Annotated in this window: 15 protein-coding genes, 5 tRNA genes and 2 pseudogenes; 10 read left to right on the forward strand and 12 right to left on the reverse strand. The window is 69.9% G+C overall.

Annotated features, from left to right (window positions below):
• Positions 1–202 precede the first annotated feature (202 nt).
• Together AB0D74_RS05950 and bldC are read left to right on the forward strand one after the other, a co-directional pair.
• On the forward strand, positions 203–1,045 hold the full coding sequence (locus AB0D74_RS05950) for a hypothetical protein (protein WP_362580933.1): 843 nt from the start codon (positions 203–205) through the stop codon (positions 1,043–1,045).
• Positions 1,046–1,700: 655 nt separating this feature from the next.
• On the forward strand, positions 1,701–1,907 hold the full coding sequence (bldC, locus tag AB0D74_RS05955; RefSeq protein WP_003949541.1) for a developmental transcriptional regulator BldC: 207 nt from the start codon (positions 1,701–1,703) through the stop codon (positions 1,905–1,907).
• A 538-nt stretch (positions 1,908–2,445) separates the two neighbouring features.
• Here bldC and AB0D74_RS05960 read toward each other — a convergent pair.
• The 4 genes from AB0D74_RS05960 to AB0D74_RS05975 form a co-directional block, all read right to left on the reverse strand.
• Positions 2,446–2,637 carry a DUF6274 family protein gene (locus AB0D74_RS05960; RefSeq protein ID WP_362580934.1) on the reverse strand — a complete coding sequence of 64 codons (192 nt, stop codon included), beginning with the start codon at positions 2,635–2,637 and terminating at the stop codon, positions 2,446–2,448.
• A gap of 153 nt (positions 2,638–2,790) precedes the next feature.
• Positions 2,791–2,865, reverse strand: a tRNA-Asp gene (locus AB0D74_RS05965).
• A gap of 94 nt (positions 2,866–2,959) precedes the next feature.
• Entirely contained in the window at positions 2,960–6,928 is a 3,969-nt protein-coding gene (gene hrpA / locus AB0D74_RS05970) for an ATP-dependent RNA helicase HrpA (RefSeq protein WP_362580936.1), read from the reverse strand.
• A 161-nt stretch (positions 6,929–7,089) separates the two neighbouring features.
• Complete coding sequence (locus AB0D74_RS05975) at positions 7,090–7,395, reverse strand: hypothetical protein (RefSeq protein ID WP_362580938.1); 306 nt, start codon at positions 7,393–7,395, stop codon at positions 7,090–7,092.
• Positions 7,396–7,642: 247 nt separating this feature from the next.
• On the opposite strand from AB0D74_RS05975, the pseudogene AB0D74_RS05980 reads away from it, so the two are divergent.
• Positions 7,643–7,729 (forward strand): annotated as a pseudogene (locus tag AB0D74_RS05980) (PH domain-containing protein); the annotation flags it as partial.
• A 109-nt stretch (positions 7,730–7,838) separates the two neighbouring features.
• On the opposite strand, the gene AB0D74_RS05985 reads toward AB0D74_RS05980, so the two are convergent.
• The 4 genes from AB0D74_RS05985 to AB0D74_RS06000 form a co-directional block, all read right to left on the reverse strand.
• A tRNA-Phe gene (locus tag AB0D74_RS05985) sits at positions 7,839–7,912 on the reverse strand.
• 24 nt (positions 7,913–7,936) lie between these two features.
• Positions 7,937–8,011: transfer RNA gene (locus AB0D74_RS05990), tRNA-Asp, on the reverse strand.
• Positions 8,012–8,048: 37 nt separating this feature from the next.
• Positions 8,049–8,121 (reverse strand) — tRNA-Glu (locus tag AB0D74_RS05995).
• Positions 8,122–8,202: 81 nt separating this feature from the next.
• A complete protein-coding gene (locus AB0D74_RS06000; protein ID WP_362580940.1) occupies positions 8,203–9,813 on the reverse strand; it encodes a metallophosphoesterase in 1,611 nt (536 codons plus the stop codon).
• Positions 9,814–9,918: 105 nt separating this feature from the next.
• On the opposite strand from AB0D74_RS06000, the gene AB0D74_RS06005 reads away from it, so the two are divergent.
• The 6 genes from AB0D74_RS06005 (at position 9,919) to AB0D74_RS06030 (ending at position 17,506) form a co-directional block, all read left to right on the forward strand.
• Positions 9,919–10,272, forward strand: coding sequence for a metallopeptidase family protein (locus AB0D74_RS06005; protein WP_218162377.1), 354 nt, complete (start codon positions 9,919–9,921; stop codon positions 10,270–10,272).
• An 85-nt stretch (positions 10,273–10,357) separates the two neighbouring features.
• A complete protein-coding gene (locus AB0D74_RS06010; protein WP_362580941.1) occupies positions 10,358–10,882 on the forward strand; it encodes a hypothetical protein in 525 nt (174 codons plus the stop codon).
• A gap of 367 nt (positions 10,883–11,249) precedes the next feature.
• Complete coding sequence (locus tag AB0D74_RS06015; RefSeq protein WP_362580943.1) at positions 11,250–13,445, forward strand: DEAD/DEAH box helicase; 2,196 nt, start codon at positions 11,250–11,252, stop codon at positions 13,443–13,445.
• A 168-nt stretch (positions 13,446–13,613) separates the two neighbouring features.
• Positions 13,614–15,737 (forward strand): VCBS repeat-containing protein, encoded by a 2,124-nt coding sequence (locus AB0D74_RS06020; RefSeq protein WP_362580945.1) that lies wholly within the window; start codon positions 13,614–13,616, stop codon positions 15,735–15,737.
• 48 nt (positions 15,738–15,785) lie between these two features.
• The gene (locus tag AB0D74_RS06025; protein WP_362580947.1) at positions 15,786–17,324 is read left to right on the forward strand and encodes an amino acid permease; all 1,539 of its coding nucleotides are present in this window, start codon (positions 15,786–15,788) and stop codon (positions 17,322–17,324) included.
• Positions 17,325–17,433: 109 nt separating this feature from the next.
• Positions 17,434–17,506: transfer RNA gene (locus AB0D74_RS06030), tRNA-Lys, on the forward strand.
• Positions 17,507–17,892: 386 nt separating this feature from the next.
• On the opposite strand, the gene AB0D74_RS06035 is transcribed toward AB0D74_RS06030, so the two are convergent.
• Positions 17,893–18,237 (reverse strand): winged helix-turn-helix domain-containing protein, encoded by a 345-nt coding sequence (locus AB0D74_RS06035; protein WP_362580949.1) that lies wholly within the window; start codon positions 18,235–18,237, stop codon positions 17,893–17,895.
• A gap of 216 nt (positions 18,238–18,453) precedes the next feature.
• On the opposite strand from AB0D74_RS06035, the gene AB0D74_RS06040 reads away from it, so the two are divergent.
• Positions 18,454–19,107: an anti-sigma factor antagonist gene (locus tag AB0D74_RS06040; RefSeq protein ID WP_362580951.1), complete on the forward strand. Its 654-nt coding sequence runs from the start codon at positions 18,454–18,456 to the stop codon at positions 19,105–19,107.
• Between the two features lie 72 nt (positions 19,108–19,179).
• Here the strand turns inward: AB0D74_RS06040 and AB0D74_RS06045 are convergent.
• From AB0D74_RS06045 to AB0D74_RS06055, 3 genes and pseudogenes are all read right to left on the reverse strand, one after another.
• Positions 19,180–19,542 (reverse strand): annotated as a pseudogene (locus AB0D74_RS06045) (class I SAM-dependent methyltransferase); the annotation flags it as partial.
• A 46-nt stretch (positions 19,543–19,588) separates the two neighbouring features.
• Positions 19,589–20,230 carry a GTP cyclohydrolase II gene (ribA, locus tag AB0D74_RS06050; protein ID WP_362580953.1) on the reverse strand — a complete coding sequence of 214 codons (642 nt, stop codon included), beginning with the start codon at positions 20,228–20,230 and terminating at the stop codon, positions 19,589–19,591.
• Between the two features lie 166 nt (positions 20,231–20,396).
• Positions 20,397–20,921 carry a MarR family transcriptional regulator gene (locus AB0D74_RS06055; protein ID WP_362580955.1) on the reverse strand — a complete coding sequence of 175 codons (525 nt, stop codon included), beginning with the start codon at positions 20,919–20,921 and terminating at the stop codon, positions 20,397–20,399.
• Positions 20,922–20,978: the final 57 nt, after the last annotated feature.

The following is a 20,978-nucleotide window of genomic DNA, read 5'->3' on the forward strand; positions in this document are numbered from 1 at the left end:
CCCGTAAGGGTGGCGGGGGCCGTGGCATGAGCGTAGAGCCATTGCCCGTACACCATCCGCGCAGTGTTCAGGATCACTCTCCCGTGCCGTGTGTGCACGTATGAGCGTGGGACGATTTGCTGTGGTTTCCGCGGTCGGCCCGGTCCGGCTCCGTCGTGGGTTCCGCTGGTTTCGAGCCCGGTCCGATGGGGAGGGAGCAGGCGTGCCCAAGGTGTCCTCGGTGGTCGTCCCGTATGCGACGTACCTGCGTGTGTACGAGCCGCTGGCAGCCTTCCCGGACCGGGAGCGCGACCACTGGACGCGCTACGCCCGTCGTCCGGGGCGCCCTTCCTACCAGGACGAACTCCGGCGCTCCCTGGCCGACTTGCTGCCCACCCCGCCGATTCCGGTGCCGGTGCAGGAGAGCGCCGACGCCTTCGTGCTGGAGGTCGACGGCGTCGTCTGCGTCTGCCCGTGGCGGACCCGGCTGCGCGGCTGGCAGGCCCTGCAGGAGCTCTCCGACGAACTGCCGAAGCCGGTCCTGGACGCGATGCTGCCGCCGGTCGTGCGCCGGCAGGCCACGGTGGACTACGAGCGCTGGCTGGTCCGCAATCCCGACTCCCGGCCCTGGATCCGCACCGCGACCTGGCAGGTGCCGCTGAACTGGTTCGTGCTGGTCTCCGACGAGGAGCGCCGGTACGAGAAGGGCACCGCGGAGATCCCGCCGATGCTGCGCTACCGCACGCCCATGGTGCAGGCCCGGCGCCGGGTGGCCCGGGCGCTGCGCACGCTCAAGGACACCGTGGAGGAAGGGCCGCTGATCGACGGCCTGGTGGACGTCGGCCGCTGGCTGGAGGAGTTCCATCCGCGCTCGGTGGTCGAACTGGACTACGGCGGGCTCGTGCACGCCCTGCCGGCCGGGGACCTGGAGGGCGACCACTCGGCGGCCGACGTGGCGGCCGGCATCGAGGCGCTGCGCCAGGGCGACGGGGCGGCGGCCGGCGAGGCGTACGGGCGCCTGGTGGAGCGCTGGAGGGGCGTACGGGACCGCCGTTCGGCGAACTGAGAGCCGCACCTGGAGCCGAACTGTGAGCCGAAGTGCGAGCCGGGCTGAGTGCCGGTGCCCACTGCTCCGTACTAGGTGACGGGGCGTCTGGTGTGGTTTACGACCGGATGACACCTGCGTGACGTGTGTGCGGTGAGTGAGGTACGTCACGGCCCAGAAGGCATGAAACAACGTACGTTGACGGCACTTCAGTGAACGCACTGGACGTTGGGTCCCGATCCGGGCTTTTGCGCCAAGGGTGACGGATAGCACTTACGCGGCTCTTGCGCCTCTTGCCACTCCCCGTGCCAAAATAGGACAAGGAGTCCGGGGAGGTCTCCATCCGTCCAAGTGTGGTGCACTGTGGGCGGATTCTCAGCATTACGTGCTTTGGGGGGTCTCGTGACTCCTGATCGTCCTGTGACTGATCGTCACAGTGGCGTGACTGTCCGCTATGGCATGGTCCATCGGCTTCCGCGGCTGATGCCTACCTGGGAGGGCAATTCCATCGGTTTGGCCGACGCGGCTGGACGGATGGTGTAGTTGTAGTGCCGAGGACAAGCCGTTCGTCCTATAACCGACTCGACTCGCGTCCGCCATTTCGGGCAACGCGGGTCAAGGTGCAGAATTTAGAGGAAAGAACCGAGAAGGTTCGGTTCTCCCGAGGAGGCCGCTCATGACCGCTCGCACCCCTGATGCCGAGCCGCTGCTGACCCCGGCTGAGGTCGCCACGATGTTCCGCGTCGACCCCAAGACGGTCACGCGGTGGGCGAAGGCCGGCAAGCTCACGTCGATCCGCACGCTCGGCGGACACCGCCGCTACCGCGAGGCTGAGGTGCGCGCCCTGCTGGCGGGCATTCCGCAGCAGCGCAGCGAAGCCTGATCCAACTGAATAGCGGGCAAACCGACCGGTCCCCCAACTGGCCGAGACGCCCGAAACCCTAGCTACAAGCGACGCGGGACCTGCCCCAACAGGGCCCACGCCCAGGCCGACAAGAACCTCTCAGGCAAGCGACACAGGGTGCGTCGTAGATCGCGCTGGACTCCGCCGGGTCCAGCGCGATCTTTTTTGTGCGTCCATGGGGTCCCGTGGGGGCTTCGCCCACCGTAACCAGCGCCTCTGTGAGCAGCCTTGTCGGAGTCTGGGGATCACTGTCGGATCTGCTGTGCGGGACTCCGGAGGGGGGCCGGGGGGCGGCTCCGAGGGGGGTCCGGGAGGGGTCTACAGGGTGGTGCAATTGCACATATTAAATCGACCAGTTGTAGGAAGGGGGTAAGTAGCGCCCTTTCGGAAACTCATGCGGTGATACCCGTCACATACCGCACGGGTTGTTTGTACTGCCCCGGGTGCGCTAGAGGAGTCTCGCGCGCCACCGGCCCCTGGGGGAAGGGGGGTTGGGCCGGGCGCCGGCCGCGGGCTGTCACGCGCCGACGGGGTCCTGGTCCTCCGTGGCGTCCTCGGCGGGTTCCGCGGTGTGCGGGGCGGAGTCCATCGCCAGCCGCAGCAGCCGATGGCAGACCGGACAGTGGCGGGTCAGATGCCGGTACGACGAGGCGGCGGCCAGATGGGCCCTCAGCAACGCCCGCGTCTCGTGCCGCACCGAAGCCGCCATACGCCACCTCCAGAGGGGGCCGACACCAACCAGGCCCTCCCTCCTGGGTAGCCAGCGAATGTGACGCCGTCAAGGGCGCCGACCGCTCCCCGCGGCCCACAGGGCACGCAAAAGGCCCGCTTCCCTCGCGGGATGCGGGCCTTAATCACTGTGCGGTCCTGACGGGATTTGAACCCGCGGCCTCCACCTTGACAGGGTGGCGAGCACTCCAAACTGCTCCACAGGACCATGTTTCGCGGCACTTTGTCTTGCGTTGTGCTGCGAGAAGGACTGTACAGGAGGGGGCGGGCCCTGGTCGAACTCACCCAGCGTGCCCGGTCGGTTACGGAGCCGCCGTGTCGATCGCCTTCACGATCCGCTTGTCGGAGACCGGGTACGCCGTGCCCAGCGCGTGCGCGAAGTAGCTGACCCGCAGCTCCTCCAGCATCCAGCGGATGTCCAGGACCTGCTGCGGCACCGGCCGGCCCTTCGGGAGCTGCTCCAGGAGCCAGGCGTACTCGTCCTGCATCTCGTGGACCTTCTCCATGCGGGTGGTGTCCCGCTGGACGTTGGTCGGCATCTGCTGGAGCCGGCGGTCGGCCGCCACCAGATAGCGCATCAGGTCGGGCAGCCGTCGTATACCGGCCCAGGTGACGAAGCCGGGCTTCACGAGGGCGTCCAGCTGCTTGCGGACGTCCGTCAGGTTCGCGAGCAGCGCGGGGCTCCGTACGCCCTTCAGGCGGCGCTCACAGGCCTGCCAGGCGGCGAGGACCTGCTGCACCTGCCCGACCGTACGGACCGTCGTGTCGACGATCTCGGCGCGCACCTTGTCGTAGAGCTTCCGGTACGACTCCTCGTCCCAGACCGGACCCCCGAAGTCGGCGATCAGCTTGTCCGCCGCCGCCATCGCGCAGTCGTCGAACAGGGCCTGGATCGTGCCGTGCGGGTTCGCCGACAGCGCGAGCTTCTGGGCGTTCGTCAGCTTCTCCGACGCGAACTTCGCCGGGTTCACCGGGATGTTGCGCAGGATGAGCCGCCGCATGCCCTTCCACATCGCCTCGGCCTGCTCCTCCTCGGTGTCGAAGAGGCGCACCGAGACCGTGTCGCCGTCGTCGACGAGGGCGGGGTACGCCTTGACCGGCTGGCCGGCCCGGCGGGTCTCGAAGACGCGGGTGAGGGTGCCGATCGTCCAGTCCGTGAGCCCCTTGCGCTCCAGGGACTCGCCGCCCTGGCGCTCCGCGGTGGCCGCGGCGGCCTGGGAGAGGGCCTGGCGGGCCTTCGGCTTCAGCCGGAGCCTCAGCGTCTCCAGGTCCTTGTCCTCGGCCAGCTTCCGGCGCCGTTCGTCGACGATCCGGAAGGTGATCTTCAGGTGGTCCGGGACCTTCGCCCAGTCGAAGTCCTCGGCCTCGAAAGGCACCCCGACCATGCGCTTGAGCTCACGCGCCATGGTCACCGGGAGGGGCTCCTGCAACGGCACCGCCGTGTCCAGGAAGCGCTTCGCGAAGTTCGGGGCCGGCACGTAGTTGCGGCGGATCGGCTTCGGGAGGGTGCGGATCAGCTCCGTGACCACCTCTTCCCTGAGGCCCGGGATCTGCCAGTCGAAGCCCTCGTCCGTCACCTGGTTGAGGACCTGGAGCGGGATGTGCACGGTCACGCCGTCCGCGTCCGCGCCCGGCTCGAACTGGTACGTCACCCGGAACTTCAGCTGCCCCTGCCGCCAGGAGTCCGGGTAGTCGGCCTTGGTGACCGCCTCCGCCGACTCCCGGATCAGCATCTCCCGCTCGAAGTCCAGGAACTCCGGCTGCTCGTGGCGCTTGTGCTTCCACCAGGAGTCGAAGTGGGCGCCGGAGACGACGTGCTCGGGCACCCGCTGGTCGTAGAAGTCGAAGAGCGTGTCGTCGTCGACGACGATGTCCCGGCGCCGGGCCCGGTGCTCCAGCTCCTCGACCTCGCTCAGCAGCCTGCGGTTGTCGGCGAAGAACTTGTGGTGGGTCCGCCAGTCGCCCTCGACCAGGGCGTTGCGAATGAAAAGCTCACGGCTGGCCTCGGGGTCGATCCGGCCGTAGTTCACCTTCCGGTCGGCGACGATCGGTACGCCGTACAGCGTGACCTTCTCGAACGCCATCACGGCCGCCTGGTCCTTCTCCCAGTGCGGTTCGCTGTACGTCCGCTTCAGGAGGTGCTCGGCGAGGGGTTCCACCCACTCCGGCTCGATCTTCGCGTTGACCCGGGCCCAGAGCCGCGAGGTCTCGACGAGTTCGGCGGACATCACGAACCGGGGCGTCTTCTTGAACAGCGCCGAGCCGGGGAAGATCGCGAACTTCGCGCTGCGGGCGCCGAGGTACTCGTTCTTCGCTGTGTTTTTCCCGCCCTCCCCCCCGGCGTTCTTCACGTCCTTCATCCCGATGTGGGAGAGGAGCCCCGCGAGCAGGGAGACGTGGACGCGGTCGCCCGGGGCGTCCTCCTCGTTGAGGTGGATGCCCATCTGCTTGGCGACCGTGCGCAGCTGCGTGTAGATGTCCTGCCATTCGCGGATGCGCAGGAAGTTCAGGTACTCCTGCTTGCACATCCGCCGGAAGGAGCTGGAGCCGCGCTCCTTCTGCTGCTCCCTGATGTACTTCCACAGGTTGAGGAAGGCGAGGAAGTCGCTGGTCTCGTCGCGGAAGCGGGCGTGCTGCTGGTCGGCCTGGGTCTGCTTGTCGGCCGGGCGTTCCCGCGGGTCCTGGATGGAGAGCGCGGCGGCGATGACCATGACCTCGCGGACACAGCCGTTCTTGTCGGCCTCCAGGACCATGCGGGCCAGGCGCGGGTCGACGGGCAGCTGGGCGAGCTTGCGACCGCTGTCGGTGAGCCGCTTGCGGGCGTCCTTCTCGTCCGGGTTCAGGGCGCCCAGCTCCTGGAGCAGCTGCACACCGTCCCGGATGTTGCGGTGGTCCGGCGGGTCGATGAAGGGGAACTTCTCGATGTCGCCGAGGCCGGCCGCGGTCATCTGGAGGATGACGGAGGCGAGGTTGGTCCGCAGCATCTCGGCGTCGGTGAACTCCGGGCGGGCGAGGAAGTCCTCCTCGTCGTACAGGCGGATGCAGATGCCGTCCGAGGTACGGCCGCAGCGGCCCTTGCGCTGGTTCGCGCTGGCCTGCGAGATCGCCTCGATGGGCAGCCGCTGCACCTTGGTGCGGTGGCTGTAGCGGCTGATCCGGGCGAATCCGGGGTCGATGACGTACTTGATGCCGGGCACGGTCAGCGAGGTCTCGGCGACGTTGGTCGCCAGCACGATCCTGCGGCCGGTGTGCGGCTGGAAGACGCGGTGCTGCTCGGCGTGCGAGAGCCGGGCGTACAGCGGCAGGACCTCGGTGAACCGGTACTGCTTCTTCTCCAGCGCGTCCGCGGTGTCCCGGATCTCGCGCTCGCCGGAGAGGAAGACGAGGATGTCGCCCTTGCCCTCGCCCTGGAGTTCCTCCACGGCGTCGCAGATGGCGGTGATCTGGTCGCGGTCGGCGTCCTCGGAGTCCTCTTCCAGGAGCGGCCGGTAGCGCACCTCCACGGGGTACGTCCGGCCGCTCACCTCGACGATCGGAGCGTCCCCGAAGTGCCGGGAGAACCGCTCGGGGTCGATGGTGGCGGAGGTGATGACGACCTTGAGGTCGGGCCGGCGCGGCAGCAGCTGGGCCAGGTAACCGAGCAGGAAGTCGATGTTGAGGGACCGCTCGTGGGCCTCGTCGATGATGATCGTGTCGTAGGCGCGCAGCTCGCGGTCGGTCTGGATCTCGGCGAGCAGGATGCCGTCCGTCATCAGCTTGACGAAGGTGGCGTCGGGGTTCACCTGGTCGGTGAAGCGGACCTTCCAGCCGACGGCCTCCCCCAGCGGCGTCCGCAGCTCCTCGGCGACCCGCTCGGCAACGGTACGGGCGGCGATCCGGCGGGGCTGGGTGTGCCCGATCATGCCGCGCACGCCGCGTCCGAGCTCCAGACAGATCTTGGGGATCTGCGTGGTCTTCCCGGAGCCGGTCTCACCGGCGACGATCACGACCTGGTGGTCGCGTATCGCCTCCGCGATCTCGTCCTTCTTCTGGCTGACGGGCAGCTGCTCGGGGTACGAGACGGCGGGCACGACGGCGCGCCGGCCGGCCATCCGCTCCTCGGCCCTGGCCACCTCCGCCTCGATCTCGGCGAGGACGGCGGCCCGGGCCTCCGGTTTACGGATCTTGCGCGCGCCTTCCAGCCTGCGCCCGAGCCGGTGCGCGTCGCGCAGTGAGAGCTCGGTCAGGCGAGGGGCGAGGGGGCCCAGGGCGGGGGCGGGATGCGTAGACATACGCGGTCCAGGATCTCACCTCGGAGAAATTCCTGGCGAACGCTTTTGCCTCCGGCGGTTTGGCCGGGGTGTCGTCGTGGGTGCGGTGTTTCGGGTGCGGATGGGCGGGGGGTGCTCGCGCAGTTCCCCGCGTCCCTTACGGGGCGCTGTCGGCCGTGTCCCTATGGGGTGCGCTGGGCCGGGGTGGTGGGGGTTTCGGCGGGAGGTGCTGCGGGAGGTGCCGCGGAGGCCGCTGCCATGGACTTGGCCGTGTTCGAGACGGCCTTGATGCCCAGGTACGCCGTGGTCATGCTGCTCACCGCCGTGAACGCGGCGGTGAGGACGCCGATGATCACGGACTCGTTGCCGTTGAGCCGCCAGACGCCGAAGACCGCGACCCCGGCGATCGCGAGGTTGCTGACCACGACGGCGAGGAGGCCGTAGCGGGCCCGGTCCTTCTCCAGCTGTATGTCCTGATCCCGGCTCATCTTCCCCACCCTGGTGACGTGTTGACCCGCCAGAACCTAGCGGCGGCGGGTCACGACGCCAAGGAGATTCAGGCCGTGGCGGGTAAGAGGTCGTACTCAGGGGTGCGCGCTGCTGACGGCGGCGTGGGCGGGGGCCGTGACGGTGGATGCCGGCCGGGACCTCGCCGCGCACCGGATCGGAGCGGCCGTGCCCCTGTGGCTGGTGCTGGGACTCATACCGACCGTGCTGTTCGTGGTACTGGCCGGTATGCGGACGGGGGTCACCCGCATCGACGCCCAGGGCCTGCGTACCCGGAGGATGACCGGGCGGCGGCGGGTGGCCTGGTCGGAGATCGAGAGAGTCCACGAGCTCGCGGGACGGGGCCGCCGGGGCATGAGAGACCCCGCATCAGAGGCCACGCATGAGAACAGCCCCTCCGGAATCCCGGAGGGGCTGTCTGTTGTGGCTGGGGCCGGGGTCGAACCGGCGACCTATCGCTTTTCAGGCGATCGCTCGTACCAACTGAGCTACCCAGCCACGAGGTTTCACGTGAAACCCCAGCGGTCCTGACGGGATTTGAACCCGCGGCCTCCACCTTGACAGGGTGGCGAGCACTCCAAACTGCTCCACAGGACCAAGCTGTGCGTGCAACAGTGTTGCACACGATCTTGCGTGCCCCCAACGGGATTCGAACCCGTGCTACCGCCTTGAAAGGGCGGCGTCCTAGGCCGCTAGACGATGAGGGCTATCGGCCCGCCTGGGCGCTTCGTCAGCGCGTCGGGGACGTGAGAAGCATATGGGATGGCGGGGAGTATCGCCAAAACGGTTTACGGCGCCGCGGGCGAGCGTGTGCTGGTGGTGCCACCTGGGGGTGACGGGCTCCGTGAGGGGGACGGGGTCGCGCCCGGTTGGTTGTCCGCCGGGAGGTGACGGCTGACCTCGGCCGTCGTCTCGCCCAGGCCGCCGAGTCTGATCTCGTCCCAGGCCTGGAGCCGGCGGCTGTCCCGGTCGAAGTAGAGGATCGAGGCCTCGATCGGGTCCGGGTACCTGCCCTCCACGGCCCGTAGCCCGCTGCCGCCGGTGGAGCCCTCCACGCGGAGCCGGGTGCCGTGCGGGAGGAGCTCGGTCTGCTCGTGGTGGAGGTGGCCCGCCAGCACCAGGGGCACCTCGCCGTCCGTCATGCGGGCCGCCGACGGCTCGTGGACGATCGCGACGTCCACCGGGGTGTCCGCCGCCCGCTGCTCCCGCAGGGCCGTGGCGAGGCGGTCCCCGGCCAGTTCCTCGGCCGCGTCGCCGCCGGGGACGGACGAGCGGTCGGGGGTGAACTGGGGGTCGCCGATCCCGGCGAAGCGCAGCCCGGCGATCGTCTCTGCGCGGCCGTCGTCCAGGACGTGCACGTTCTTCATCCGGGCGAGGTAGCGCTGGGTGGTGCGCGAGTCGTGGTTGCCCCGGACCCAGACGTACGGCACGCCCAGGTCGGCGACGGGGTCCAGGAAGCCGTTCTCGGCCGCGGTGCCGTGGTCCATGGTGTCGCCGGAGTCGACGATCACGTTCACCTTGTACTGCTCCACCAGCGAGGCGATGATCTTCCAGCTCGCCGGGTTCAGGTGGATGTCGGAGACGTGCAGGACGCGGAGGGTGGCCGGGTCCGGGGAGTAGGCGGGGAGCGTGGACGTGACGTCGTAGAGCTTCGTCACGTTCGTGACCAGGCGGGCCAGTTCCTTCTGGTAGACGTCGAATTCGGTGACGATGCTGCGTGCGTTGCCGACCAGGGCCGGAGCGGAGGAGAGCAGGCCGGAGAACCTCGGCTCCAGGACCGACTCGGGGTTCCAGGTGGCGAACGCGGTCGCGCCGGACGAGGCCAGCAGGGCGAGGGCGAGGCCGCCGGCGGTCAGGGCGCGGCGCGGGCGGCGGTAGACGGCGAGGCCGAGGGCGGTGGCGCCGGCGACGACGGCCACGCAGGAGCGTACGGCCAGGTCGAGGGTGCCGTGCTCGACGTCGTGGGCGACCTCGTCCTGGAGTCCGGAGAGGCGCTCGGGGTGGTCCACCAGCGCCTGGGCGCGGACCGGGTCGAGCTGGTCGACGTTGACGTCGAGGCGGACGGGGCCGGCGTGGGTGTCCAGGTAGAGGGCGCCCAGCGGGGAGACGTTGATCTTCGTGCCGCCGGTGAGGGACGGGCGCAGCGTCATCGTCGTGTCCATCGGACCGACCTGGGCTCGGACGTTCCCGACGATCAGCAGGCCGAGCCAGGCGCCGACGAGGACGACGGCGGCCAGGCCGAGGACGCGGCTCCAGACGGGCGGGCGGTGCGCCTCGGGGGCCAGTTCCAGGACGGGCAGGGGGGCGCGGGTTCCGGTTCGGGGCTCGGCCCTGGCTCGGGCCGGGGGCTCGGCCCGGACCGGGGACCGGGCTCGGGTTCGGGTGCGGACGCGGGCCATTGGTGCCGTATGCCCAGGCTTGGGCGCCGGTATGCGGGGCCCGTGGCGTGCATGTCCGGGGGCTCACGGCTCTCGTACGGGCGTTCCGTACCGGACAATGGGCCTGTGCTGGAGATGACGCGCGAGGAGTTCGAGGAACTGGTCGCCGAGGCGCTCGACCGGATCCCGCCGGAGCTGACCCGGCTGATGGACAACGTGGCGGTGTTCGTCGAGGACGAGCCGGACGATCCGTCGGACCCCGAGCTGCTCGGGCTCTACGAGGGGACTCCGCTCACCGACCGCGGGGAGTGGTACGCGGGCGTGCTGCCGGACCGGATCACCGTCTACCGCGGGCCGACGCTGCGGATGTGCGCGTCGCGCGAGGAGGTCGTCGCGGAGACCGAGGTGACGGTGGTGCACGAGATCGCCCACCACTTCGGCATCGACGACGCCCGCCTGCACGCGCTGGGGTACGGCTGACGGGTGCCGTGTCCGGTGCGTGTCCTCTTGTGGGCGGCGGGAGTTGGGCAGGTTGACTCCTTTCTCCGTCCCGGAGGTGGCCGCCGTGCGCCCCTTGTACGTACCCGTCCGTCTGGCCGTCACGGTGATGGCGGTCGCGGTCGCCGCCGGCTGCGTGAGCGTGGGGGACGACGCGGGCAGGGCGAAGCCGTCGCACTCCGCGGGGCACCGGGACGGCGAGGCGGCCGGCGGCGGGTCCGGGGTGTCCGGTGAGGGCGATGCGGGGTACGGCGGTGCCGTGGCCGACGGGAAGCGCGGGCACGGGGAGAAGGCGAAGCCGGGGGAGTCGGCGTCGGCGTCCGCCAAGCCGACGAAGGGGTCGAGCGCGGTGTCGGCGGTGCCGGTGAAGCCGGGCGGGAGCGTGCCGCCGGGGGTGCCGGCCGGGCCGACGGGGGCCCCGACGACGCCCGCGCCCCCGGCCGCCTCGCCCACCCCGCCACCGGACTCCCCCACGCCACCGCCTCCGGCGACCGATCCGCCGTCGGCCGAGCCGTCCTCGTCGGCCCACGAGGACACGGGGACGCAGCTGGTCCAGCGGGAGCCGGCACCGGCTGCGGGGACACCGGCGTGAGCGGGGGCCGAGCGCCGTTGCGGCGGGGAAGAGTTCCGGGCGGCCGGGTGTTGAGGGGCTCGTAGGGCTACGCGTCCGGTCTGTCTGATCCGGTGTACGTGATCTGTGCGTCGGTGGACTGGCGTGAGCGTCGACAGGGTTGTGGTGAAGCTGCTGTGAGCTGCGAGGATGCAGCTCGGTTTGCCTTCGTGGGTGTTGGGTGCGTATGGTGGTAGATCGTTTGATCCCATTTGCCCGGCGCCACCGCAGAGCGCGCCGTGTGGCGCGTACTCTCCCTTGCCGTGGCGGACCGCATTGAGGCGGTCGTGAGCGAATCACGGAGTTGACGGGCGCGTGCCGAAGAGACTCCGGAAGGTTTCGCATTCGCATGTCCGTGTCCAGTAATGATCAGATCGTCGTGCCCGAGAACGTCCAGGACGACGAGCTGGTGACCCAGGTCTCCGAGGAGACCGCTGACACCACCGACACCACCCCCCAGACCACCTTCGCCGACCTCGGCCTCCCCGAGGGCATCGTGCGCAAGCTCGCGCAGAACGGCGTGACGACCCCCTTCCCGATCCAGGCCGCGACCATCCCGGACGCCCTGGTCGGCAAGGACATCCTCGGCCGTGGCCGCACCGGCTCCGGCAAGACCCTCTCCTTCGGTCTGCCCACCCTGGCCACGCTGGCCGGCGGCCGTACCGAGAAGAAGCGCCCGCGCGCCGTCATCCTCACCCCCACCCGTGAGCTGGCGATGCAGGTCGCGGACGCCCTCCAGCCCTACGGCGACGTCGTCGGCCTGAAGATGAAGGTCGTCTGCGGCGGTACGTCCATGGGCAACCAGATCTACGCCCTGGAGCGCGGTGTCGACATCCTCGTCGCCACCCCGGGCCGCCTGCGCGACATCATCAACCGCGGCGCCTGCTCCCTGGAGGACGTGCAGATCGCGGTCCTCGACGAGGCCGACCAGATGTCCGACCTGGGCTTCCTGCCCGAGGTCACCGAGCTGCTCGACCAGGTCCCGGCCGGCGGCCAGCGCATGCTCTTCTCCGCGACCATGGAGAACGAGATCTCCACCCTGGTCAAGCGCTACCTGGTCGACCCGGTCTCGCACGAGGTCGACGCCGCCCAGGGCGCGGTGACGACCATGTCCCACCACATCCTCATCGTGAAGCCCAAGGACAAGGCGCCGGTCACCGCGGCCATCGCCTCCCGCAAGGGCCGCACGATCATCTTCGTCCGCACCCAGCTGGGCGCCGACCGCGTCGCCGAGCAGCTGCGCGACGCCGGGGTGAAGGCCGACGCGCTGCACGGCGGCATGACCCAGGGCGCCCGGACCCGGACCCTCGCCGACTTCAAGGACGGTTACGTCAACGTCCTCGTCGCCACCGACGTCGCCGCCCGCGGCATCCACGTCGACGGCATCGACCTCGTGCTGAACGTCGACCCGGCCGGCGACCACAAGGACTACCTGCACCGGGCCGGCCGCACCGCCCGCGCGGGCCGCACCGGCACGGTCGTCTCGCTCTCGCTGCCGCACCAGCGCCGCCAGATCTTCCGTCTCATGGAGGACGCGGGCGTCGACGCCGGGCGTCACATCATCAACTCCGGTACGGCCTTCGAGCCCGAGGTCGCCGAGATCACCGGCGCCCGTTCGATGACCGAGGTCCAGTCCGAGTCCGCGGCCAACGCGGCGCAGCAGGCCGAGCGCGAGGTCGCCCAGCTCACCAAGGAGCTGGAGCGGGCGCAGCGCCGGGCCGCCGAACTGCGCGAGGAGGCCGACCGCCTGGTCGCCCGGGTCGCCCGTGAGCGCGGCGAGGACCCGGAGACCGCGGTGGCCGAGGCGCAGGTCCAGGCCGAGGCCGCGGTGGCCGAGGAGGCCGTCGTGGCGGCCGAGCCGACGGTTCCTGCGGCGCGGGAGACCGAGCGCCGGGACAACCGGGAGCGTGGCTTCGAGAAGCGTTCCTTCGACCGTGACCGGGACCGCGGCGACCGCCCGTTCAACCGCGACCGTGACCGTGGCTTCGAGCGCCGTGACGACCGTCGTGACGACCGCGGTGGCCGTCCCTTCGAGCGCCGCGAAAACCGCGAGCGCGGTTTCGAACGCCGTGACGACCGCCGTCCGTTCGACCGCGACGACCGTGGCGGCGACCGTGGTGGCCGTTCCTTCGACCGCGACCGGGACCGCACCGACCGTCCGTTCAACCGTGACCGCCGGGACGACCGTGGTGGCTTCCGCCGCGACGAGCGTCGTGACGACCGCGGCGCCGGCGGCGGCCGTTCCTTCGAGCGCCGTGACGACCGTGGTGGCCGTTCCTTCGACCGTGACCGCGACGACCGTGGCGGCCGTTCCTTCGAGCGTCGCGACGACCGCGGCGGTTTCCGCCGGGACGACCGTCCCGCCGGTCACCGTGGCAGCGACCGCCCGTTCAACCGCGACCGCCGCGACGACCGCCCGGGCTTCCGCAGCGGCGGCCACAGCGGCCACGACCGCCCGTTCGGCCGTCGTGACGACCACCGTGGCTCGTCCTCCGGCTCCTTCGGGCGCCGCGACGACAAGCCGCGCTGGAAGCGCAACGGCTGACACCGAGTGAGCTGAGCTGAGGAAGGGCCCGTACGACGACCTGTCGTACGGGCCCTTCCGCGTTCCCGGACCCCCCGCCAACGGACTTCTGTTCACGGTCAATTCACTATTGATGTCTGTGTGCCGGTTGTTAACATCCTTTGACTTTTTGACTTCCTGGGGGGTTCCTTGAGCCGGCATGCCCGGATCGCACTCACTCTTGTCAGCCTGGCCGCCCTTGGCGCCGGTTCGCTGACCACCGCGGGCACGGCCGCCGCGGACACCACCCCGACGCCGATCACGACGGACGGCGTCTGGGGCATCGACTACGCGGGCGGCTTCCTGACGAGCGTGGAGAACACGCCGAGCGGCTACCAGTGGGTGATCGGCCGGAAGATCTCGGCCGACGGCTCCACGGTGCTGGAGAAGACGGACCGCGGGTTCGCCGACACGCTCGCGGTCGGCAGCCATGTCCAGCGGGTGCCGTGCGACGCGGGTCCGCAGGGCTGCGTGCCGATGCGTACCTTCGGCAACACCTGGGTCGGCGACTTCATGGACGACGGCACCGGCAAGCAGACGGCCCAGGTCTACCTGACCGACGACACGATGGACGGTGGTCCCGAGCCGACGGTCACCGGCGGCCGTTTCGTCGACGCCACCGGCCGCTATTACATCTACCAGGCGTCCTCCACCGGCAAGCAGTACGTCGACGCCGTGAACCCGTACCGCTACGAGGACGTCCGGCTGACCCGGTCCATCACCGCCGCCTCCGTGTGGGGTTCGACGCTGTGGGCGCCGGGCACCGGCAACGGCGTCGTCACCGGATACGACCTGGAGGCGAAGAAGACGGTCGCGACCGTCTCCACCGGCGCGCCCTGCACGGTCAAGGAGCTCCAGGTCGTCGGCCGCTGGATCTACTGGAACTGCGGTCCGACGGGGGTCGCGGGCGTGTACGACCGTACGGCGAAGAAGAACATCAAGGTGCCCTCCGGCCCGGTGCTCGTCGGCGACGGCTACCTCGTCCAGCACGACCGGACCGCCGGCAAGCTGATGCTGACGGACTTCCACACCGGGACGGCGGCCACGGCCCGCGCGATCGCCGACCTGCCCGCCGGACAGACCGCCGACCAGCGGCGGCTGACCTGGTCCGTGGACAAGTTCGGCGGCGACATCGCCTACGTCGGCCCGGACCACGTGATCCGGATCGTGCCGAGCGGGGTGCCGACGCAGTCCCTGACCGGGATCGAGTCGGACGTCGACGACTCGGACGAGAACGCCATGGAAGGCGTCTCGGGCAGCACCACCTGGGACAGCCTCTGGCAGCTCAGCAAGCCCGCGAACTGGACCTTCACGGTGAAGGACAGCCACGGACACGCCGACCGCACCATCAAGGGCAGCGGAGCCTCGATCGACCTCGACTGGGACGGGACCAACGACTCGGGCGGCTACCCGCTCAACGGTCCGAAGACCTGGACGCTGACCGCCACCGCCGTCGAGGGCTCGGGCACGTACACGACGAGCGGGAAGTTCGGCTACACCGGCGGCACGCAGGGCTTCCACGACCAGAGCGGGTACAGCTACGGCGACCTGGCCACCCTCAGCTCCTCCGGCGGCCTCACGCTGCACTCCACCACCGGCAACGGCAAGTTCAGCGGGAACTGGGCGGCCTTCGGCTGGTCGGCGGGCACGGTCGCCGTGCCCTTCGGCGACATGACCGACGACCGGTGCGCCGAGATGCTGGTGCGGATGCCGAACGGGGAGCTGCGCCGGTACAACGGCAAGTGCGGGGGCTCGTACAAGCCGTCCGACAAGCACGTCTCCCTCGGCACCGGCTGGAACGCGTACAACGTGCTCACCGCCCCCGGCGACCTCACCGGCGACGGCCGGACCGACCTGCTGGCCCGCAAGGCGTCCACCGGGGACGTCTACCTGTTCGCGGACGCCGGCAACGGCAAGCTGAAGGCCGGGGTCAAGATCCGTACCTGGTCGGCGTACACGAAGATCGTCGGCGCCGGCGACCTGAACGGCGACGGTTTCGGGGACGTGCTGGCGGTGGACAAGGCCGGGACGCTGTGGCGCTACGACGGCACCGGGACGGGCCAGGTGAAGGAGCGGGTGAAGGTCGCCGCGCACTGGAACGCCTCCTACAACGCGGTCGTGGGCGTCGGCGACATCACCGGGGACGGCAGGAACGACCTGGTGATGCGGGACACCGCGGGCAACCTGTACCGGCAGACGGGCACGGGCAAGGGTTCGTTCGCGGCGCGCGTGAAGATCGCGACCGGCTGGCAGGGCTACAAGGCGCTTTTCTAGCCAACTTGTGATGCATGTCACGCCCCCGGCGAGGGAATCGCTGGGGGCATGACAGATGACGCGGCAGGCACGCCGCTCTCCGACGCACCTTCGGACGCACCCTCCGACGAGGAACGGCTGGCCCAGCTCGGCTACACCCAGGTCCTGGCCCGCCGTATGTCGGCCTTCTCGAACTACGCGGTCTCCTTCACGATCATCTCGGTCCTCTCCGGCTGTCTCACCCTCTACCTCTTCGGCATGGTCACCGGCGGCCCGGCCGTGATCACCTGGGGCTGGGTGGCCGTAGGCCTGATGACCCTCTTCGTCGGCCTCTCGATGGCCGAAATATGCTCCGCGTACCCGACCTCGGCGGGCCTGTACTTCTGGGCCCACCGCCTCGCTCCGCCGCGCAGCGCGGCGGCCTGGGCCTGGTTCACGGGCTGGTTCAACGTGCTCGGCCAGGTGGCGGTGACGGCGGGCATCGACTTCGGCGCCGCGTACTTCCTCGGCGCGTACCTGAACCTCCAGTTCGGCTTCGAGGTCACCCCGGGCCGGACGATCCTCCTCTTCGCGGGGATCCTGGTCCTGCACGGCCTCCTCAACACCTTCGGCGTCCGGATCGTCGCCATCCTGAACAGCGTCAGCGTGTGGTGGCACGTGCTCGGCGTCCTGGTGATCGTCGGCGCGCTGACCTTCGTCCCCGACCACCACCAGTCGACGTCCTTCGTCTTCACCGAGTTCGTGAACAAGACGGGCTGGAGCAGCGGCCCGTACGTCGTCCTCCTCGGCCTCCTGATGGCCCAGTACACCTTCACCGGGTACGACGCCTCGGCGCACATGACCGAGGAGACCCACGACGCGTCGACGGCCGGCCCGAAGGGCATCGTCCGCTCGATCTGGACGTCCTGGATAGCCGGCTTCGTCCTCCTCCTCGGCTTCACGTACGCGATCCAGTCGTACGACAAGGAGCTGGCGTCCCCGACCGGCGCGCCGCCCGCGCAGATCCTCCTGGACGCGCTCGGCGCCACCACCGGCAAGCTCCTCCTGCTCGTCGTGATCGGCGCCCAGCTCTTCTGCGGAATGGCCTCGGTGACGGCCAACAGCCGCATGATCTACGCCTTCTCCCGCGACGGCGCGCTCCCCTTCTCCCGGATCTGGCACACGGTCAGCCCGCGCACCCGCACCCCCGTCGCGGCGGTCTGGCTGGCGGCTCTCGGCGCCCTCGTCCTGGGGCTGCCCTACCTGATCAACTCCACGGCCTACGCCGCCGTGACGTCGATCGCCGTGATCGGCCTGTACGTGGCGTACGTGATCCCGACGCTGCTGCGGGTGCGGAAGGGCGACGCGTTCGAGCGCGGCCCCTGGCACCTGGGCCGCTGGTCGCAGGTCGTCGGCGTGATCTCGGTGACGTGGGTCGTCGTCATCACCGTCCTCTTCATGCTCCCGCAGGTGTCCCCGATCACCTGGAAGTCCTTCAACTACGCCCCGGTCGCCGTCCTCGTCGTCCTCGGCTTCGCCGCGATCTGGTGGCAGGCCTCGGCCCGTCACTGGTTCCTCAACGCGGACAGAGCGCGGGCGGCGGACCCCGCCAAACTGGTCGATCTCTGACCCACCGGACCACGCCCGTCCCACTTCTGCCACACGACGCGGCCACGACCCCGATACCCGATCGGCGAGACGCCTGTGTCCGGCTATGCTCGGGGAGGCAACTTCGCCTGGGCCGTTAGCTCAATTGGCAGAGCAGTGGACTTTTAATCCATTGGTTGTGGGTTCGAGTCCCACACGGCCTACGGGTTGCAGGCGGGGGTCATCCCCTCTGCCCTGCTACGCAGCGCCTGAGTCGGCTTCGGTCGGGTCGGGCGCTGCTTCGTTCTCGGGCCCGTGGGCGTGAGCGGATCCGTTCAGCTCTGGCTCGCAGGGTTTCTGACGATGCCGCAGTCCGCCGGGGCGACCGTGTGACAGCGTCCCCCGGGCGCCGTGCCGCCGCCGAGGCGGTGCCTGCCGTGAGGGGGATCCTCTGGGCGGGATGGCTGAAGAGCGCCGCCATGCCGGGGGCAGGACGGGGCACGGGGAGGGAAGCCCTTGCTCCCCGTCGACAGGATCCGTCATGTTCTCCGCGGTATGCAGCCTCCTGTGCCGCACCCGCCGGCGCAGCCTCGCACCGGGGGGCGCCGGGTCAGGAAGCCGGCTGTTCGCCGCCTGCCGGAGCCTGGGGGCGGGTGCTCTCGTGCCGGTCGAGGATCGCCAGGAGCTGGGCGACCGTGGCCGGTGCGTCCGCGGGGTGGCGCAGGAGCGTGTCCGGGACCACCCGGTAGACGTTCGAGCGGCCTTCGCGGACATGGGTGAGGTAACCGCCCTCTTCGAGGTCGGCGATGATCTTCTGGACGGCGCGTTCGGTCAGTCGGCAGCGTGCCGCGATGTCCCGTACCCGGGTGGTGTGGTCCTCGGAGATCGCTGCCAGCACCCGCGAGTGGTTGGTGAGAAACGTCCAGCCTGCATGGGGTTCCGGCGCTCGGTCCATGGTCCCAGCGTACGCGCACTGTTTCACGCATACAAAAGGACGTATCAGATTTCATGTTTTGGTTGACGTGAACGGGTTCCGGGGTGATTCTGGGAATGTTCGAAAAGACGGCATGCGCGGGAGCTTGAAATGTCCCTTCACGCGGCTCTCCCCCCAGATGAGGGGCCCTGCACCGAGTGCGGTACTGCGTTCGAGCGCGCTCAGGCGCCGACGCCGGTGACCTTGAACGTCGACACGAACGGCGACCGGTTCGTGGTGACGGTCTGCGGTGAACTCGATCTCGACAGCGACCAGCAGTTGCAGCAGACGCTGAGCGACGCGCTCGACCACGCCCGCGGGGGCGTGGAACTGGATCTCGCCGGCGTCGATTTCTGCGACTGCTCCGCCCTCAACGTGCTGCTGCGCGTGCACCATCGCGCCCGCGAGCACGCGAAAACCCTCGTTCTGCGAGCCAGCAGCCCGGCAGTGGAACGCCTGATGGCCCTCACCGAGACCCGCCCCCTGTTCACCGCGGAGCCCCGCAAGCCCGACCAGCAGCAGTCGCCGCCCGCCCCCACCACCGACGACCTCGCGGCCGAGAACGCACAGCTGCACCGGGCCATGGAGACCCGCGCGACGATCGACCTGGCCCAGGGCATGCTCATGGGATCGTTCCGGCTGACCGCGTCGCAGTCCTGGCAGGTCCTGGTCGCCGCGTCCCAGCACAGCAACACGAAACTCCACCGCGTCGCCGACGCCCTCGTGCAGACCACCAACGGCCACGACCTGCCCGCACCCCTCGCCGGCCACCTGGCCACCGCGGTCGAAGCACACACCGGGCAGCCCACTGACCGGCCACCTTCCCGTGGACAGGGAACCGGGGAGCACTGACATCTGCTCTGCGGCATAGCACTGCGGGAGCGGCGGGAGCGGCGGGAGGTCGCGGTGGCTCACCGCGTTGTCGACGGCGAGGATGCCGTACGGCTTCAGGGCGCGTCGCAGGTCCGGCCAGTAGTCGGTGTAGGCCGGTCGTTCGGCGTCGAGGACGACCAGGTCGAGGGAGGCGTCCGGGGTGGCGGCCAGCATGTCGGCGCCGTCGCCGTGCAGGACGTCCGCGTACCCCAGGACTCCCGCCCGCTCCAGGTTGGCCGGCGCCGCGGTGACCCGGTCGGCGTCGATGTCCACGGTCGTCAGGTGGCCGCCGGTGTCGCGGAGGGCGTCGGCGAACCAGATCGCCGAGTAGCCGTTGGACGTGCCGATCTCCAGGACGGACGTGGCACGCTCCCGGTGGAGGTCGTCGAGAACACGCGTCAACCGGTCGTCCACGGGGGCTCCCTTTCGTCGGCGTACCCGTTGCCCGTCGCGGCGGAGCTCAGCCCGCGTTGAGCTCCGTCAGCTCGGCCAGCGGCAGCGTGTGCTGGGTGTGCAGGACCTTGGCGCGCAGGTAGCGGACGTTGTGCGCGGTGCTGAAGACGCCGGTCGGGACGCGGTCGCGGACGGTGACGCCGAGGCCGCGCAACTGCTCCGCCTTGTCGGGGTTGTTGGAGAGCAGGTCCAGTTCGGTGATGCCGAGGGCGGCCAGCATCTGGGCGGCGGCGGTGTAGTCGCGGCCGTCCTCGGGCAGGCCGAGGGCGGCGTTCGCCTCGTAGGTGTCGAGGCCCTGGTCCTGGAGGGCGTAGGCGTCCAGCTTGTTGTAGAGGCCGATGCCGCGGCCCTCCTGGCGCAGGTAGAGCAGGACGCCGCCGCGCTCGGCGATGCGCTCGACGGCCTCGCGCAGCTGGGGGCCGCAGTCGCAGCGGGCCGAGCCGAAGACGTCGCCGGTCAGGCACTCGGAGTGCAGGCGCACCAGCGGGAGGGCGCCGGGGGCGGGCTCGCCCAGGACGACGGCGACGTGCTCCTGGCCGTCAGTCAGGCCATGGAACGTGACGATTTCGGCGTCGACGCCGTAGCCGTCGTTGAAGCGCAGCGGGACCCGGACGCGGGCGCGCTGGGTGGCGGCGGGGAAGTCGGTCATCGGGTTCTCCAGTGGGACGTCGCGGGTGCCTGCTTCAGATTTGAAGCAGATCCACGGCTGGAACCCTACCCCATGTTTTAAATTTGAAGCAACAGATTTCCGAACGGTTTCGGGAAAACGGGTTCACGATCAGGGGGCGGGAGCCGGGACGGCTTGGGGGCCGGGGTCAGGAGCCCGAACAGGGGGACGACCGGCGCCGCCACGGCAGCTCGTCCGGCGTCGGCCGCGGGGTCGACTCGTCGCCCTCCAGCGCCCGCGCGATCACGGAACTGATCTCCTCCAGCTGATCCACCTGCTCGGCGGAGAGATGGTCGAAGACCGCCGCCCGTACCGTCTCCACATGGCCAGGCGCCGTGCGCTCCAGCACCGCCATGCCCTCGTCCGTCAGGATGGCGAAGCTGCTCCGCTTGTCCCACTGGCAGTCCTCGCGCCGGATCAGCCCGTCCTTCTCCAGCCGGGTCACCGCGTACGTCAGCCGGCTCCGGGTGATCTTCGACTTCTCGGCGAGATCGGTCATGCGCAGCTTGCGCTCCGGCGCCTCGGAGAGGTTGGCCAGGATGCCGTAGTACAGGTGGGGCATGCCGGCGTCCTGCTGGAGCTGCCGGTCGATCGCGTCCTCCAGGAGGTGCGTCGCCGCCATGTAGGCGCGCCAGGCGCGCTGCTCCTTCGGAGTGAGCCAGCGAGTCGTCATGGCACCAGTGTAGGTTTGTTTCAAACTTTAACCAAGCGTCCGTGTCAGGGCAGTCGA

Source organism: Streptomyces sp. NPDC048278, from assembly GCF_040652195.1.
Classification (GTDB): domain Bacteria; phylum Actinomycetota; class Actinomycetes; order Streptomycetales; family Streptomycetaceae; genus Streptomyces.

Bases quoted from the DNA above. Each gene is read 5' to 3' on its own strand.
- bldC (WP_003949541.1), top strand. From the start codon at position 1,701: ATGACCGCTCGCACCCCTGATGCCGAGCCGCTGCTGACCCCGGCTGAG.
- AB0D74_RS05960 (WP_362580934.1), bottom strand. From the start codon at position 2,637: ATGGCGGCTTCGGTGCGGCACGAGACGCGGGCGTTGCTGAGGGCCCAT.
- hrpA (WP_362580936.1), bottom strand. From the start codon at position 6,928: ATGTCTACGCATCCCGCCCCCGCCCTGGGCCCCCTCGCCCCTCGCCTG.
- AB0D74_RS05975 (WP_362580938.1), bottom strand. From the start codon at position 7,395: ATGAGCCGGGATCAGGACATACAGCTGGAGAAGGACCGGGCCCGCTAC.
- AB0D74_RS06000 (WP_362580940.1), bottom strand. From the start codon at position 9,813: ATGGCCCGCGTCCGCACCCGAACCCGAGCCCGGTCCCCGGTCCGGGCC.
- AB0D74_RS06015 (WP_362580943.1), top strand. From the start codon at position 11,250: ATGTCCGTGTCCAGTAATGATCAGATCGTCGTGCCCGAGAACGTCCAG.
- AB0D74_RS06025 (WP_362580947.1), top strand. From the start codon at position 15,786: ATGACAGATGACGCGGCAGGCACGCCGCTCTCCGACGCACCTTCGGAC.
- AB0D74_RS06035 (WP_362580949.1), bottom strand. From the start codon at position 18,237: ATGGACCGAGCGCCGGAACCCCATGCAGGCTGGACGTTTCTCACCAAC.
- ribA (WP_362580953.1), bottom strand. From the start codon at position 20,230: ATGACCGACTTCCCCGCCGCCACCCAGCGCGCCCGCGTCCGGGTCCCG.
- AB0D74_RS06055 (WP_362580955.1), bottom strand. From the start codon at position 20,921: ATGACGACTCGCTGGCTCACTCCGAAGGAGCAGCGCGCCTGGCGCGCC.